The following is a 12537-nucleotide window of genomic DNA, read 5'->3' on the forward strand; positions in this document are numbered from 1 at the left end:
CCCCGGCGCTCACTTCACCGTCTTCAGATAAGCGATGAGCGCGTCCACTTCTTTGTCCTTCAGGAGCCCCTTGAACGACGGCATCACCGGCGGATAGCCGCGCACGACCTGGCCGCCGGGGTTGAACAGGCTCTCGCGGATGTAGTTCTCATCCACGACGACCTTGGCCCCGTCCGCGAGCTCCTCCTCGCGGCCGAAGACAGCCTTGAGCGACGGGCCCTGGATCCGCGTCCCGTCGAGCGAGTGGCAGGTCGCGCAGCTCCGCTTGGCGAAGAGCAGCTTGCCGAGCTCCTCGGGGGGCAGGTCGCTGTTGTTGTTGCCCTCGAGCCACTTGTCGAAATCCGACGGCTCCAGCACCTTGACGGTGGCCATCATGTCGGAGTGACCGGAGCCGCAGTACTCGGCGCACAGGAGCACCGTCTCGCGCGCCTCGGTCGCCTCGAACCACACCGACGTGTACGAGCCCGGGACCACGTCCTGCTTCACCCGGAACTCCGGGATGAAGAAGGCGTGGAGGATGTCCTTCGAGCTCAGGATGATCCGCACCGGACGCCCCCGCGGCACGGCGAGCTCGTTCACGGTCGTCGTCCCGTCGGGGTAGGTGAACGTCCACAGATACATCTCGCCCGTGGCGTTGATCTCGTAGGCCTCGGCCGGCGCGACGGAGGCGTGCACGTAGCCGCGCATGCCCACGAAGAAGAGCGAGATCACGATGGCGAGCGGGATCAGCGTCCACACGACCTCGACCGTCGTGCTGTGGTCGATGGGGCTCGTCTTGTCGCGCTCGCTGCGCCGTTTGTACTTGATGGCGAAGAGGACCGTCGCCCCCGCCACCAGGATGAAAAAGAGGACGGAGACCCAGTAAGCCGCAGCCCACGCGGAGTCGATTCGCTCAGCGAGCGTCGAGCCCTGGCGGGGCAGCCAGAAGGAGCCGAGTTCGATCGGGTTTTTCATCACCATAGTTGTGGCTCCGCCACCTTGTACCTAGGAAGCCTCGTTTACGCGCACCCTCGTGCGGGAGCGTTCAGTCCGCCAGAAGCGAATCAGCCAGAGCCCGAGGAGCACGACGGTGACCGCGCCTGACGCCATCATCAGCCGCTTCGTCGCCAGGACGTACCCTCGGGCGTTGGGATCGTAGTGAAAACAGAACAAGAGCACGCGATCCCAGGTGCTCCCGACCTGCCCGCTGCCCGCTTCGCGCAGCGCGAGGCCGAAGTTCTTCTGTGGGAAGGAGATGCCGTAGAGCGTGCGCGACAGGCGTCCATCCGGCGTGAAGACGAACGCGCCCGCCGCGTGCGCGTACTGCTGGGTCGTCTCGTCCCACCGGTAGTGGAAGCCCACCGCGTCGGCGAGCGCGCGCACCGACGCCTCGTCGCCGACGAGGAAGTCGAAGCCGTCGCCGGTGACCGGCCTGCCGTACGCCTCGATGTAGTTCGCCCGCTTCTTGCGCCCGGCTTCGGGCGTGTCCCGGGGGTCGAAGCTCACGACGAGGGTGCGGTACTCCTTGCCCGCGCTCCAGGCGCTCTCCTTCATGGCCTGGAGCACGCCGTTCAGGACCAGCGAGCACAGCATCGGGCACTCGAAGTAACCGAGCACCAGGACGAGGGGCTTGTCCCCCGCCGCGTACCTGGCGAGCTCGACCTCCTGCCCCGACTGGTCGCGGAGCCGGAGCTTCTGCGGGAGCAGGGCTCCCGGCCGCTCGTCGATGTCGATGCCGGTGAGCTCGGTGGGGATGGTCGTGTCCGCAGCTCGCGCGCTCCGCGCCGGGGTGACCGTGGCCACCACGAGCGCGAGAACGGCGAGCAGGCTAGACAGCGGGCGGGACATCACTGCTCCGGAGCGGGGGTCGCCGGGGCCGCAGGCTTGGGCGCCGCGCCTGCAGGCTGGGCGGGCTTCGCGTCCGCGGGCTTGGCGGGCTTCACGGCCTCGGCCGGCTTGGCCGACTCGGCAGGCTTCGCAGGCGTGGCCGTGGCGGCAGGCTTGGCGGCGTCCGAGGGCTTCGCCGCGTCCTTGTCGCCCGGCTTCGCTGCGTCCTGGCCCTTCGACGGCTCGCCGGCGGCGGCGCCCTCGTCGGGCTTCGCCGCGCCGTCCGCGGGCTGCGCGGGCTCGGCCGTCGCAGCGGGAGCGGCCGCGCTCCTCACGCGCCTCTCCTGGTAGTCCTTCAGCGTGAGCGCGACGGCCTGATCGACCGGGATGCGGACGACGCCCTTCTTCTCGTCGGCCCACTGGTAACGGCTGAGCCGCTCCTGCTCCATGGCCCGCAGGCCGCGGAGCGCGCTGTTCGGCGGCTCGAGCACCTTGCTCGAGATCTCGTGCTCCATCGTCGACTTGAAGATCTCGTTGACGAAGAGCACGGTCACCACGATGGAGAACAGCGTGGCGATCACGATCACGAAGATGAGCGAGTTGTTCGGTCGATCCGCCTCGGCCTGGGCCTCGTCGTGATCGGTCGCTGTGTTGTCGGTCGCTTCGCTCATGGCCGGCTCCTTACGGGTTGTCGATCCGAGCCGCTTCGGCAAGGTGAGGGTCGTTCAGGGGATACAGCGGGCTCTTGGCCGCCTGGAGCGCGAGCATCCAGGCTCCCACGCCCAGCGGGCCGAGCAGGCCGGCGAGGTCGATCCAGCTCAGGTGCAGGTGGTGATCCACGTTCGGCATGACGAGCCAGTAGAGGTCGACATAGTGCATCACGAGGAGGAGCACCGACGCCGCGCCGAGCACGAGCGGGCTCCGCTTCGCGTGCCGCGACAGGAGGACGAGGAACGGGATGACGAAGTGCCCGAACAGCAAGGCCAGGCTCACGACGTGCCACGAGCCCTCCCAGCGGTGGCGGTAGAAGATCGTCTCCTCGGGGATGTTCGCGTACCAGATCAGGATGAACTGCGAGAACGCGATGTAGGCCCAGAAGATCGTGAACCCGAAGAGCAGCTTGCCGATGTCGTGCTGGCGCTCGACGTTGCTCACCTTGCGCAGGAGCCCCGCCTTGTGGAGCGCGATCGTGATCAGCGCGAGCGCCGAGAGCGAGCTCGTGGCCGAGCCGGCGAACACGTAGACGCCGAAGATCGTCGAGTACCAGTGCGGGTCGATGCTCATCAGCCAGTCGAACGCCGCGAACGAGATGGTCAGGGCGAAGACGATGACGGCCGGGGCCGCGCCGGCGCGCATCCTCGCGGTGGGCCGGAAATCGGCGCTCTTGTCCTGCGCGCGGGAGGTCTTGATGAACCAGAGCGCGAGGCCCGCCCACGCCGCGAGGAACACCACGGCGCGGATGTAGAAGAAGGTCGGGTTCAGGTAGGGCGCCTTCTGGTGGAGCACATGATCGTTCGCGGCGTCGGGCCCCATCCAGTGATGGTAGATGTCGTGGGCGAGCACCGCGACCGGGAGGAACAGCACGATGCAGGCGGGCAGGATGCCGCTCATCCACTCCATGTGACGGCGCGCGGCCGCCGACCAGCGCGCGCGCGTCAGGTGCTGGATGATCACGAAGAACAGCGCGCCGAGCGCGATCGTCACGAGCCACGTGAAGCCGGTGAGGTACGAGAACGCAAAGCGCTTCGTGTCCGTCACCGCCGCCGCCGCCGAGAGCACAACGCCGACGATCGCCAGCACCATGCTCCCCGAGACGAGCCGCTTCGCGACCGCCGGATCGAGGACCTTCGTGTCCTCGGCCAGAGCACTTCCGTGGGACTTCATGGAGTTCCGCTCTCCTTCGCGATGTTGCCCCGCTGGGCCTCGGGCACGTCGTCGATGTGCGCGTGCTGGCTGTGCTGCAGCACGCGCACCCACGTGACGATCGCCCACCGGTCCTTGACCGGGATCTGCTTCCGATAAGCCGGCATGTTGCGCACGCCGTTCGTGATGACGTTGAAGATTTCGCCGTCGGGCAGGCCGAGGGCCCGGTCCGACGCGAGGTCGATGGGGGGCGGGTATCCGCGCTTCACCACCATGCCCTGGCCGCTCCCGCTGTGGTCGTGGCACGGGGTGCAGTAGATGTGGAAGCGATCCTGGCCGCGCCGGATCACCGCCTCATCGACGGTGATGGGCGCAAACGCCAGGAACGTCTCGCCGTCCTTCTCCTTGCCGGTGCGGAAGGCCTCGCTCTCGTCGAGCGATCCCTGGGCCACCGTGCCTTCGACGATCGGCCGCATCGCCCGCCCGTCGGGGAACAGGCGCGTGCCCTCCTCGGGCTGGAACTTGGGCTGCCAGTCCATGTCTCCGAAGACGTGGATCGGGGGATCGCTGCTCGCCTGTCCACGGCAGCCTGCCAGGACGAGGAGGAGGGGAATGCTCCAGCGCTTCACGACGAGACCTCCCGGATGCCCTGGGCGCCGAGGCGCTGGAGGAGGCTGCGCGTCTCCGTGGAATCGAACTTCGGGTCGCTCGCCTCGACGCTGATGAAGAAGGCGTCGTCGGTCGCGCGCGGGAACGAGGGGTGCGTCATGGTGGGGTGGAACAGGGTGGGCAGGCGCCCGAGCGCGAAGAGCCCGAAGAAGCACGTGAGCGCCGCGAAGAGGACCGTGAGCTCGAAGAAGATGGGGATGAAGGCCTGGTACGAGAAAGACTGCTTGCCGCTGATGATGAGCGGATAGTCGTAGTACTGCGTGTACCAGGCGAGCGCGATGGCGCTGGCGAGCCCCGCCGTGCCGCCGCCGAGCACGAGCCACGGCAGCGGAGACGGCTTGAGCCCCATCGCCTTCTCCAGCCCGTGCACGGGGAACGGCGTGTGCGCGTCGAAGCGGCTGTACCCGGCGTCCCGGAGCGCCTCGCACGCGTGATAGATGTCCTTCGGGCTCGTGAAGTAGCCCATGATCCCGAACAGGGCCGACTCCCCGTCCGCCTCCTGCTCGGCCTTGCGCTCCAGCTTGCGCTCGATCGAGAGCGCGGCCTGACCGTGCGGCCCGCTGTCGTGGGGCTCGGAGTACTCCGCGTCGTCCTCGGGCACGTGGCCCTGCGGCTCGATGTCGGGCTGGCTGTCGCGCGCGGAGCCCTTGTGCGCTCGTGCCTCCTCGGCCGAGGCGGGCTTCCCGGAGCGCTTCTGGCGTCGGGCATCGCTGTTACGCTGCATGATGAGCCTCGTCGTTGCTGTGCGAGCCGTGAGGATCGGCCGCCGCCGTGACCCCCTTCACCTCGCTGATCGCGACCATCGGCAGGTAGCGGACGAACAGCAGGAAGAGCGTGAAGAAGAGGCCGAACGAACCGAAGAACGTCGAGATGTCCCAGATGGTCGGGCGGAAGTAGGTCCAGCTCGAGGGGAGGAAGTCGCGGTGGAGGCTCGTCACGATGATGACGAAGCGCTCGAACCACATCCCGATGTTGACCAGGATCGAGAGGATGAACATCGCGGGGATGCTGGTGCGCACCTTCTTGAACCAGAAGAGCTGCGGGAAGATCACGTTGCAGCTCACCATGGTCCAGTAGGCCCAGGCGTACGGGCCGAGGATGCGGTTCCGGAAGGCGAACTGCTCGTAGCCGTTGCCGCTGTACCAGGCGATGAAGAGCTCCATCCCGTACGCGTACCCGACCATGGTGCCGGTCGCGACGATGACCTTGTTCATGTTCTCGAGGTGCCGCATCGTGATGAGGCCCTCGAGGCCGAACGCCTTCCGCGCGAACACCATCAGCGTGACGACCATCGCGAACCCGCTGAAGATGGCGCCCGCGACGAAGTACGGCGGGAAGATCGTCGTGTGCCAGCCGGGGACGATCGAGACGGCGAAGTCGAACGACACGATCGTGTGCACGCTGAGCACGAGCGGCGTCGAGAGCCCGGCGAAGATGAGGTAGGCCTTCTCGTAGTGCAGCCAGTGGCGGTGCGAGCCGCGCCAGCCGAGGCAGAGGATCCCGAAGACGATCTGCTTCGTCCGGGTCGTGGCCCGGTCGCGGATCGTGGCGAGATCAGGGATGAGCCCGACGAACCAGAACAGGGTCGAGACCGTCGCGTAGGTCGAGACGGCGAACACGTCCCAGAGCAGCGGGCTCTTGAAGTTCGGCCAGATGCTCATCTGGTTCGGGATCGGGAACAGCCAGTGGGCGAACCAGATCCGGCCCAGGTGGGCCACCGGGTAGATGGCGGCGCACGCGACCGCGAAGATCGTCATCGCCTCCGCGGCGCGGTTGATGCTCGTCCTCCACTTCTGGCGGAAGAGGAAGAGGATGGCGCTGATCAGCGTGCCGGCGTGGCCGATACCGACCCAGAACACGAAGCCGGTGATGTCCCACGCCCAGTTGACCGTGGTGTTCAGCCCCCAGATACCGATACCGGTACCGACGAGGTGAGCGAGCGAGCCGGCGAGGATAAGGAGGATGCTGAGGGCAAGGCACAGCAGGACGAGCCACCCCGGGGGGCGCTTGCTGAGGATGATGCCCGAGACCTTGTCGGTGAGAGAGCGGAAGTCGTCCTTCCCCTGCACGAGGGGCGCCTCGTCCAAGAGGGCGGCGCGGTCCGAGAGCCGGGGGTGGTCGACCTGGAGGGGTGCTGTGGCGCTCATGCGTCGGCGAGCTCCGGGTTCTTGTTGCGAATCTTGGCGAGGTAGGTGACCCGCGGCTTGGTGTTGATCTCGTCCAGCAGCCTGTAACCGCGCGGGCTAGCGGACGTGGCGGCCACCTGGCTCGTGGCGTCGTCGAGGTCGCCGAAGACGATGGCCTGCGTCGGGCAAGCGCCCTGGCACGCGGTCACGATCTCGCCGTCCTTGATGTGGTCCCGACCCTCTCGCTTGGCGTCGATCTTGGCGTGGTTGATCCGCTGCACGCAGAAGGTGCACTTCTCCATGACGCCCCGCGATCGGACGGTGACGTTGGGGTTGAACTGCATCTTCCGCTCCTCCGAGTCCGGCTGGCCGTACTCGAGGAAGTTGAAGCGACGGACCTTGTAAGGGCAGTTGTTGGCGCAGTACTTCGTGCCGACGCACCGGTTGTACGCCATGTCGTTCAGCCCCTCGGGGCTGTGCGTCGTGGCGGCGACCGGGCAGACCTGCTCGCACGGCGCGTTCTCGCAGTGCTGGCAGGGGAGAGGCTGCTGGATGCTCTCCGGCTCGTTCGGGTCCGTGCCCTGGAAGTAGCGGTCGATCCGGAGCCAGTGCATCTCGCGCGTCATGCGCACGCCTTCGGCGCCGACGACCGGGATGTTGTTCTCGGCCTGGCAGGCGACCACGCACGCGTTGCACCCGATGCAGGCGTTGAGATCGATGCTCATGCCCCACGCGTGCCCCTGCCGCCGGTTCGGCTCCTTGAACAGGCTGAGCAGCGGCGGCACGTGCACCTGCTTGGCGGCGAACTCCGCGTCCTTCTGGAACTCGTCGAGCGTCCCCTCGCGCGCGAGCGGGCGGCCCTCCATCACGAAGTGCTCCTGGGTGCGCGCCAGCGCCACCACCTCGCCGGCCTTCTCCAGCGAGAAGCCGCCGGCGAGCTCGAAGGCGTCGCTCTTCCGCAGCGGGGTCGTGTCGACGCCGACGCCGTGGCCGACCCGGAGCTGCGCGCGCCGGCCCTGGCCGACGGTGATGCCCACCGAGTCGTCCGCCTGCCCCGGCGCGACGAGGACGGGGATCCGCACCGACGCCCCGCTGCCCGTCAGCGTGACGACGTCGCCGTCCTTCAGGCCGAGCCGCGCCGCCGTCGAGGGCGAGAGGTTCGCGGCGCTGCCCCAGGTGAGCTTCGTCATCGGGTGGGGCAGCTCCTGGAGCCACCCGTTGTTCGCGAACCGGCCGTCCCACGCGTGCACGTCGGGCCGGAAGGTCACCTCCAGGCCCTCGCCCGCTGCGGGCGCGAACGCGCGCAGCGCCTCGATCGCGCCCTGCGCCGCGGCGGCCACCTGCTCGTCCGCGAGCTGGGTGCCCGCGACGAGGCCGTCGTGCAGCGCGCGGCGGAAGTCGTCCTCGGTGCGCTTCGCGCCCTCGGCGGTCAGCCAGGTCGCCCGCACCAGGTCGTACGCCGTCCGCGAGCCGCCGAGCAGGAGCTCGATGACCTCGGCGTCCGTCCTGCCGCCGAAGAGCGGCGCGATGAGCGGCTGCGCGACGCTGGCCGTCCCGTCCTCCGCCCGGACGTCGCTCCACGACTCCAGCGGATGGGCGCGGTTCAGGTGCCATTTGGTCCGCTCGCTCGTCTCGTCGACGTGCGTCGAGACGTGCACGCTCACGGCCACCTTGGCGAGCGCGTCGGCGAAGCGCGCGTCCGCGGGCGCGTCGAAGGCCGGGTTGCCGCCCAGGATGATCAGCGTCTCGACCTCGTTCTTCTCGATGGAGCGCGCGAGCTCGACGAGCGCCTCGGGGCCCTCGCGCGAGTCGTCGAAGGGCGCGACGAGCCGGACCGCCTTGCCCGTGTTGTCGAGGGCGAGGTTGATGAGGTGCACGAGGCCGTGGACCTCCTTCGGCAGCGAGCGCCCGGCCACGACCGCGCCCTGGCCCCGGTTGGCGGCGAGGTCGGCGGCGATGGCGGCGACGTGCCGCGTCGCCTTGGCGTCGAGCCCCTCCGATTTGCCCTCGAGCGCCTTGAGCAGCTCCGCGTCGAGCGCGACCCCGCGCTTGCCGAGCTCGGTCGCGAGGGCGAAGGCGAAGGCGGGGATCTTGCGGCTCTGGATGCGGAGCCGGTGATCCGCGGCCGCGCCGGTGATCGTGAAGGTGCTCTCGACGGCGTAGAGGCGGTTCATCGCCTTCGGGTCCTTGTCGACCGCGCGGCCCGCCGAGAACGCGCGCGCCTGCTTGAGCGGGCTGCCGTCGGAGGCGAACAGGTCGGCGTCGAGCGCGACGATCACGCGCGCCTTCGTCAGGTCGAGCGTGGTCTCGAGCGGCTTGCCGAACGCGAGCCGCGCGCCCTCCCGCGCGGCGTCGCGCGAGAAGGGCTCGTACCGGACGACGCGCGCCTCGGGCAGCGTCTTGCGGAGATCCGCGAGGCGCGCGGCCAGCGTCGGCGACCGGTGCGCCTCGGTCAGGATCGTGAGGCCCTTGCCGCCGCGGCCGCGGAGCTTGTCGCCCTCGGTGCGGAGGAACGCCGCGGCGTCGTCCCAGGACTTCTCGTTCGCGCCCTCGCGCGGCGACTTGCTGCGATCGGGATCGTAGAGGTCGAGGACCGCGGCCTGGGTGTAGAGGGTGGTGCTGCCGAGGCTATCGGGGTGCTTCGGGTTGCCCTCGATCTTGGTGGGCCGCCCCTCGTGGCTCTCGACGATGACGCCGAAGGCCGTGCCCATCATCGGGAGCGCCGTCGCGAAGAACAGCGGCTTGCCCGGGATGACCTCCTCCGGGGTCCGCGAGTACGGCAGGATCTGCTCGACGGGCCGGCGGCAGCCCACGAGGCCACCGAGCGCGAGCGACGCGCCCATGAGGCTCAGGAACGTGCGCCGCCCGACGCCCTCCGGCGGCTCGAACGCGGCCGGCGGGAACTCGCGCCCGAGCGCGTCGACGAAGTCGGGCGAGCCGGAGAGCTCGTTCAAGCTGCGCCAGTAGGTCTTTCCAGAGAGGTCCTGGGCGAGGGGGAGAGGAGTTCGTTTACTCATCGGTGGCACCCCGAGCAGTGAAGCGGCGCCTGCACCTGCCGCCCGGAGGAAGTGACCGCTGGCACGCGATCGTTGTAAGGCTCGTGGCTCGCCGGGATGCCGGCGCCCGCCATGGCGGCCGTCGCGGGTGCCATATCCATCTTGGTGACGTCGGCGGGATTGCGGAGGTTGGGACCCGGATTGCGGTGGCAGTCCAGGCACCATCCCATCGAGAGCGGCTGGACCTGCCGGACCTTGTGCATCTGGTCCACGCGGCCGTGACAGCTCACGCAGCCGACCCCTGCGGCCAGGTGGGCCGAGTGGTCGAAATAGGCGTAGTCCGGCAGGTTGTGGACGCGCACCCAGGGGATGGGTTGATCCGTCGCCCAGCTCTCCTGGACGAGGAGGAGCTTTTCGCTGTCCCGCCGCACCTTGGCATGACAGTTCATGCACGTCTCGGTGGGGGGAACTGCGGCGAAGCTGGAGACCTCTACTGTGCTGTGACAGTAGCGGCAGTCGATACCGAGGTCGCCGGCGTGCAGCTTGTGGGAATAGTCAACCGGTTGATCCGGCTGATACCCAACCTCGATATGTTTGTTGGTACCGTAGTACCAGAATCCGCCGATCACAGCGGCGCCGAGGGGCAGGACTCCGAAGAGCAGCCCCAACGGAACCACTTTGTTGGCCCATCGTGGGAACAGGAACCGCGCCATAGGGTTGTGGTGGGCGTCGGAGGGACGCGCGGGCGCAGTTATGGCTTGCTGGCGGGGTGCGACAAGACGGCAAAGTGCCGCGTGACTGCGGCAGATTGCCGCTGTGGATAACTGAAGGTCCACGCCGCGGCAGGCCGCCGCGGGGGTGCGGCACTTTGCCGCGGATACAGGCGTCCGTCCTTACGACACGGGTGGAAACTGGACGCGACACCGGCTCGAAAAATTCTCGAAACATCGACGCCGGCCGGAGAACCCCCCCGGGGAAGCCGGGGAGGGGGAGGGCTGGCGAGCGGGGGCCGCCGACCGCGCCGGGGCCGCCTGCCCGGGGGAGCTCAGAACACCGGCGTGAACGTGCGCGGGGCCTTCTTCTTCCGGAGGCATCGGGTCGCCCTGCTCATGTAGCAGACCGTGAACGCCCGGCGCGGCTGGCCGCTCCGGTTCACGGCGGAGCAATGCCAGAGGTAATTGTGGATCAGCAGGGCCTCGCCCGCGCGCGCCGGCAGCGCGATCTTGCGGGCGTCCGCGTCGGCCGCGCGCACGCGGTCGCCCGGAACGACGCCGCCGAGCGGCGTCGCGAGCCCGTCGATGTGGCTGCCTTCCAGCACCTCCACGCAACCGCCCTCGGCGGGGGCGTCGTCGAGCGCTGTCCAGATCTGCAGCTCGGGGTCGCGATCCAGCCCCCAGTAGCTGCCGCCGTCCTGGTGCCAGGGCAGCGGCGTCCCCCCCGACGCGGCCTTGTTGAAGAGCACGGCCCGGTAGATGGAGACCTCTCCCTCGATGAGCGCGCGCGCGATCCTCTCGAAGAGCGGGTTCTCGATCCAGGCGAGGAACAGCGGGTCCTTCTCGAGCTTCTCGAGCTTCCGGTACGACGTGCTCGGCCCCTGGTAGCCCTTGCCGTACGGCAGATCCTCGTAGCGGCCCGACGCGGCGTCGTGCTGGAAGAAGAGCCCGGGGTACGTGACGCGCCCGAGCATCAGGTCATCCGAGCGCGCGCGCAGCGCCGCGAGCCCCGCGTCGGTCATCACGCGCCCGAGGCGGGCGTGGCCGCGGGCGGCGTAGTCGGCCAGGGGGCCCGCGAGATCGAGATCCCTGGCCTCGGGCAGCAGGAGATCGATCATCGCGCGTAGCTCGCGTCGGTGCCCAGGTGATCGCGGTAGAGCGCGTCCATGCGCCGCGCCGCCTCCTTCGAGAGCGGGCGCGCGACGGCGTCGGCCGCCGCGTCGAGGTGCTCTGCCCGGACCGGGCCGACCAGGATGGAGTCGACGACGTCCCGCCCCGCGAGCCAGGCGTACGACAGCGAGATCAGGCTCGTCCCCTCGTCCGCCGCGATCGCGGCGTAGCCGGCCGCGAGCTCGAACATGCGCCTGCTCCAGTACCGGCGCTGGTAGAGGCCGTTGCCCTCGAAGCGCGAGCCCGCCTGCGTCGCCTCCGGCCCGGCGTGCCGCCCCGTCAAGAGCCCGCCGGCGAGCGGGTTGTACACCGCGGTGGCCAGCGCGTACCGCCGCGCGAAGGCGGCGTACTCGACGTCGAGCTGGCGGATCAGCGCGTTGTAGAGCACCTGAGAGACGGCGGGGCGCGGCTGCCCTGCGGCGTCGCGGCGCGCGATGATCTCGAGGATCTGCCACGACGCGAAGTTGCTGACCCCGTACTGCAGGATCTTCCCCTGCTCGAGCAGGGCGTCGATCGCCGACAGCGTCTCCTCGATGGGCGTCTCCGGGTCCGGCGCGTGGAGATAGCAGACGTCGACGTGGTCGGTGCCGAGGCGCGCGAGGCTCTCCTCGACGGCGCGGATCACGCGCTCGCGCCCGAGCCCCTCGGGCCTGCCCCGGAGGCGGCGCAGGCCGACCTTGGTGGCGATCTGCGCCTCGGCCCGGCGGCCCCGGAGCGCCCGGCCGAGGATCCGCTCGGACGCGCCGTCCTGGTAGAGGTTGGCCGTGTCGAACGCGGTGATCCCTCGATCGAGCGCGCGCAGGGTGATGCGCTCGGCCTCCTCGGGCGGCGTGCGGCCGCCGAAGTTCATCGTGCCGACGAGGATCGCGGGCGGCGCGCCCGGGCGCCGCTTCGCCGTCATTCCCGCGCTCACGTCGTCAGCCTTCACGTCAGGCGCCACGCCCCGCTCCTCACGCCCGCGCGACGAGGAGCGCGAGCACGTACACGATGAGCCATACGAGCCACAGGGTGCTCGTCCGCCGCCACCCCAGCCGGAAGCCGTACATCGGCGCGAGCGGCGGCACCACCAGCGCGACGAGCCCGCGCCAGCGCGGCTGGCTCCGGAGCGCGAGCCGCGCGGCCAGCGCGACGTGGGTGGTCACCCAGGCGGCGAACGAAAGGACGAGCGTCGCGGTCGCCGCGATATCCTTCACG

Annotated in this window: 12 protein-coding genes; all 12 read right to left on the minus strand. The window is 69.4% G+C overall.

Features of this window, described 5'->3' with window-relative positions; all coding sequences use genetic code 11:
• Positions 1-9 precede the first annotated feature (9 nt).
• A complete protein-coding gene (gene coxB, locus WMF19_RS37160) occupies positions 10-954 on the minus strand; it encodes a cytochrome c oxidase subunit II (protein WP_272102436.1) in 945 nt (314 codons plus the stop codon).
• A gap of 30 nt (positions 955-984) precedes the next feature.
• A complete protein-coding gene (locus WMF19_RS37165) occupies positions 985-1827 on the minus strand; it encodes an SCO family protein (RefSeq protein WP_437894692.1) in 843 nt (280 codons plus the stop codon).
• On the minus strand, positions 1827-2477 hold the full coding sequence (locus tag WMF19_RS37170) for a hypothetical protein (protein WP_437894693.1): 651 nt from the start codon (positions 2475-2477) through the stop codon (positions 1827-1829). Before WMF19_RS37170 ends, WMF19_RS37165 begins: the two co-directional genes overlap by 1 nt.
• Before the next feature lie 10 nt (positions 2478-2487).
• Entirely contained in the window at positions 2488-3690 is a 1203-nt protein-coding gene (locus WMF19_RS37175; protein ID WP_437325435.1) for a hypothetical protein, read from the minus strand.
• Complete coding sequence (locus WMF19_RS37180) at positions 3687-4298, minus strand: c-type cytochrome (protein ID WP_437325434.1); 612 nt, start codon at positions 4296-4298, stop codon at positions 3687-3689. The genes WMF19_RS37175 and WMF19_RS37180 overlap by 4 nt, the downstream gene beginning before the upstream one ends.
• A complete protein-coding gene (locus tag WMF19_RS37185; protein ID WP_437894694.1) occupies positions 4295-5062 on the minus strand; it encodes a DUF3341 domain-containing protein in 768 nt (255 codons plus the stop codon). Before WMF19_RS37185 ends, WMF19_RS37180 begins: the two co-directional genes overlap by 4 nt.
• Complete coding sequence (gene nrfD / locus WMF19_RS37190; protein ID WP_272102442.1) at positions 5052-6485, minus strand: NrfD/PsrC family molybdoenzyme membrane anchor subunit; 1434 nt, start codon at positions 6483-6485, stop codon at positions 5052-5054. Before nrfD ends, WMF19_RS37185 begins: the two co-directional genes overlap by 11 nt.
• A complete protein-coding gene (locus WMF19_RS37195) occupies positions 6482-9481 on the minus strand; it encodes a TAT-variant-translocated molybdopterin oxidoreductase (RefSeq protein WP_437894695.1) in 3000 nt (999 codons plus the stop codon). The genes nrfD and WMF19_RS37195 overlap by 4 nt, the downstream gene beginning before the upstream one ends.
• Positions 9478-10173, minus strand: a complete 696-nt coding sequence (locus tag WMF19_RS37200) for a cytochrome c3 family protein (RefSeq protein WP_437325431.1) — start codon at positions 10171-10173, stop codon at positions 9478-9480. Before WMF19_RS37200 ends, WMF19_RS37195 begins: the two co-directional genes overlap by 4 nt.
• Before the next feature lie 332 nt (positions 10174-10505).
• The gene (locus tag WMF19_RS37205) at positions 10506-11291 is read right to left on the minus strand and encodes a phytanoyl-CoA dioxygenase family protein (RefSeq protein WP_437894696.1); all 786 of its coding nucleotides are present in this window, start codon (positions 11289-11291) and stop codon (positions 10506-10508) included.
• Complete coding sequence (locus WMF19_RS37210) at positions 11288-12283, minus strand: aldo/keto reductase (protein WP_437894697.1); 996 nt, start codon at positions 12281-12283, stop codon at positions 11288-11290. The genes WMF19_RS37205 and WMF19_RS37210 overlap by 4 nt, the downstream gene beginning before the upstream one ends.
• 10 nt (positions 12284-12293) lie before the next feature.
• Positions 12294-12536 (minus strand): hypothetical protein, encoded by a 243-nt coding sequence (locus tag WMF19_RS37215; RefSeq protein WP_012240189.1) that lies wholly within the window; start codon positions 12534-12536, stop codon positions 12294-12296.
• Position 12537 lies beyond the last annotated feature (1 nt).

The organism is Sorangium sp. So ce124 (assembly GCF_051525235.1).
In the GTDB taxonomy this organism is placed as follows: domain Bacteria; phylum Myxococcota_A; class Polyangia; order Polyangiales; family Polyangiaceae; genus Sorangium; species Sorangium atrum.

Coding starts and splice junctions, on each gene's coding strand:
- coxB (WP_272102436.1), bottom strand. CDS start 954: ATGAAAAACCCGATCGAACTCGGCTCCTTCTGGCTGCCCCGCCAGGGC.
- nrfD (WP_272102442.1), bottom strand. CDS start 6,485: ATGAGCGCCACAGCACCCCTCCAGGTCGACCACCCCCGGCTCTCGGAC.
- WMF19_RS37185 (WP_437894694.1), bottom strand. CDS start 5,062: ATGCAGCGTAACAGCGATGCCCGACGCCAGAAGCGCTCCGGGAAGCCC.
- WMF19_RS37195 (WP_437894695.1), bottom strand. CDS start 9,481: ATGAGTAAACGAACTCCTCTCCCCCTCGCCCAGGACCTCTCTGGAAAG.
- WMF19_RS37165 (WP_437894692.1), bottom strand. CDS start 1,827: ATGTCCCGCCCGCTGTCTAGCCTGCTCGCCGTTCTCGCGCTCGTGGTG.
- WMF19_RS37170 (WP_437894693.1), bottom strand. CDS start 2,477: ATGAGCGAAGCGACCGACAACACAGCGACCGATCACGACGAGGCCCAG.
- WMF19_RS37205 (WP_437894696.1), bottom strand. CDS start 11,291: ATGATCGATCTCCTGCTGCCCGAGGCCAGGGATCTCGATCTCGCGGGC.
- WMF19_RS37175 (WP_437325435.1), bottom strand. CDS start 3,690: ATGAAGTCCCACGGAAGTGCTCTGGCCGAGGACACGAAGGTCCTCGAT.
- WMF19_RS37200 (WP_437325431.1), bottom strand. CDS start 10,173: ATGGCGCGGTTCCTGTTCCCACGATGGGCCAACAAAGTGGTTCCGTTG.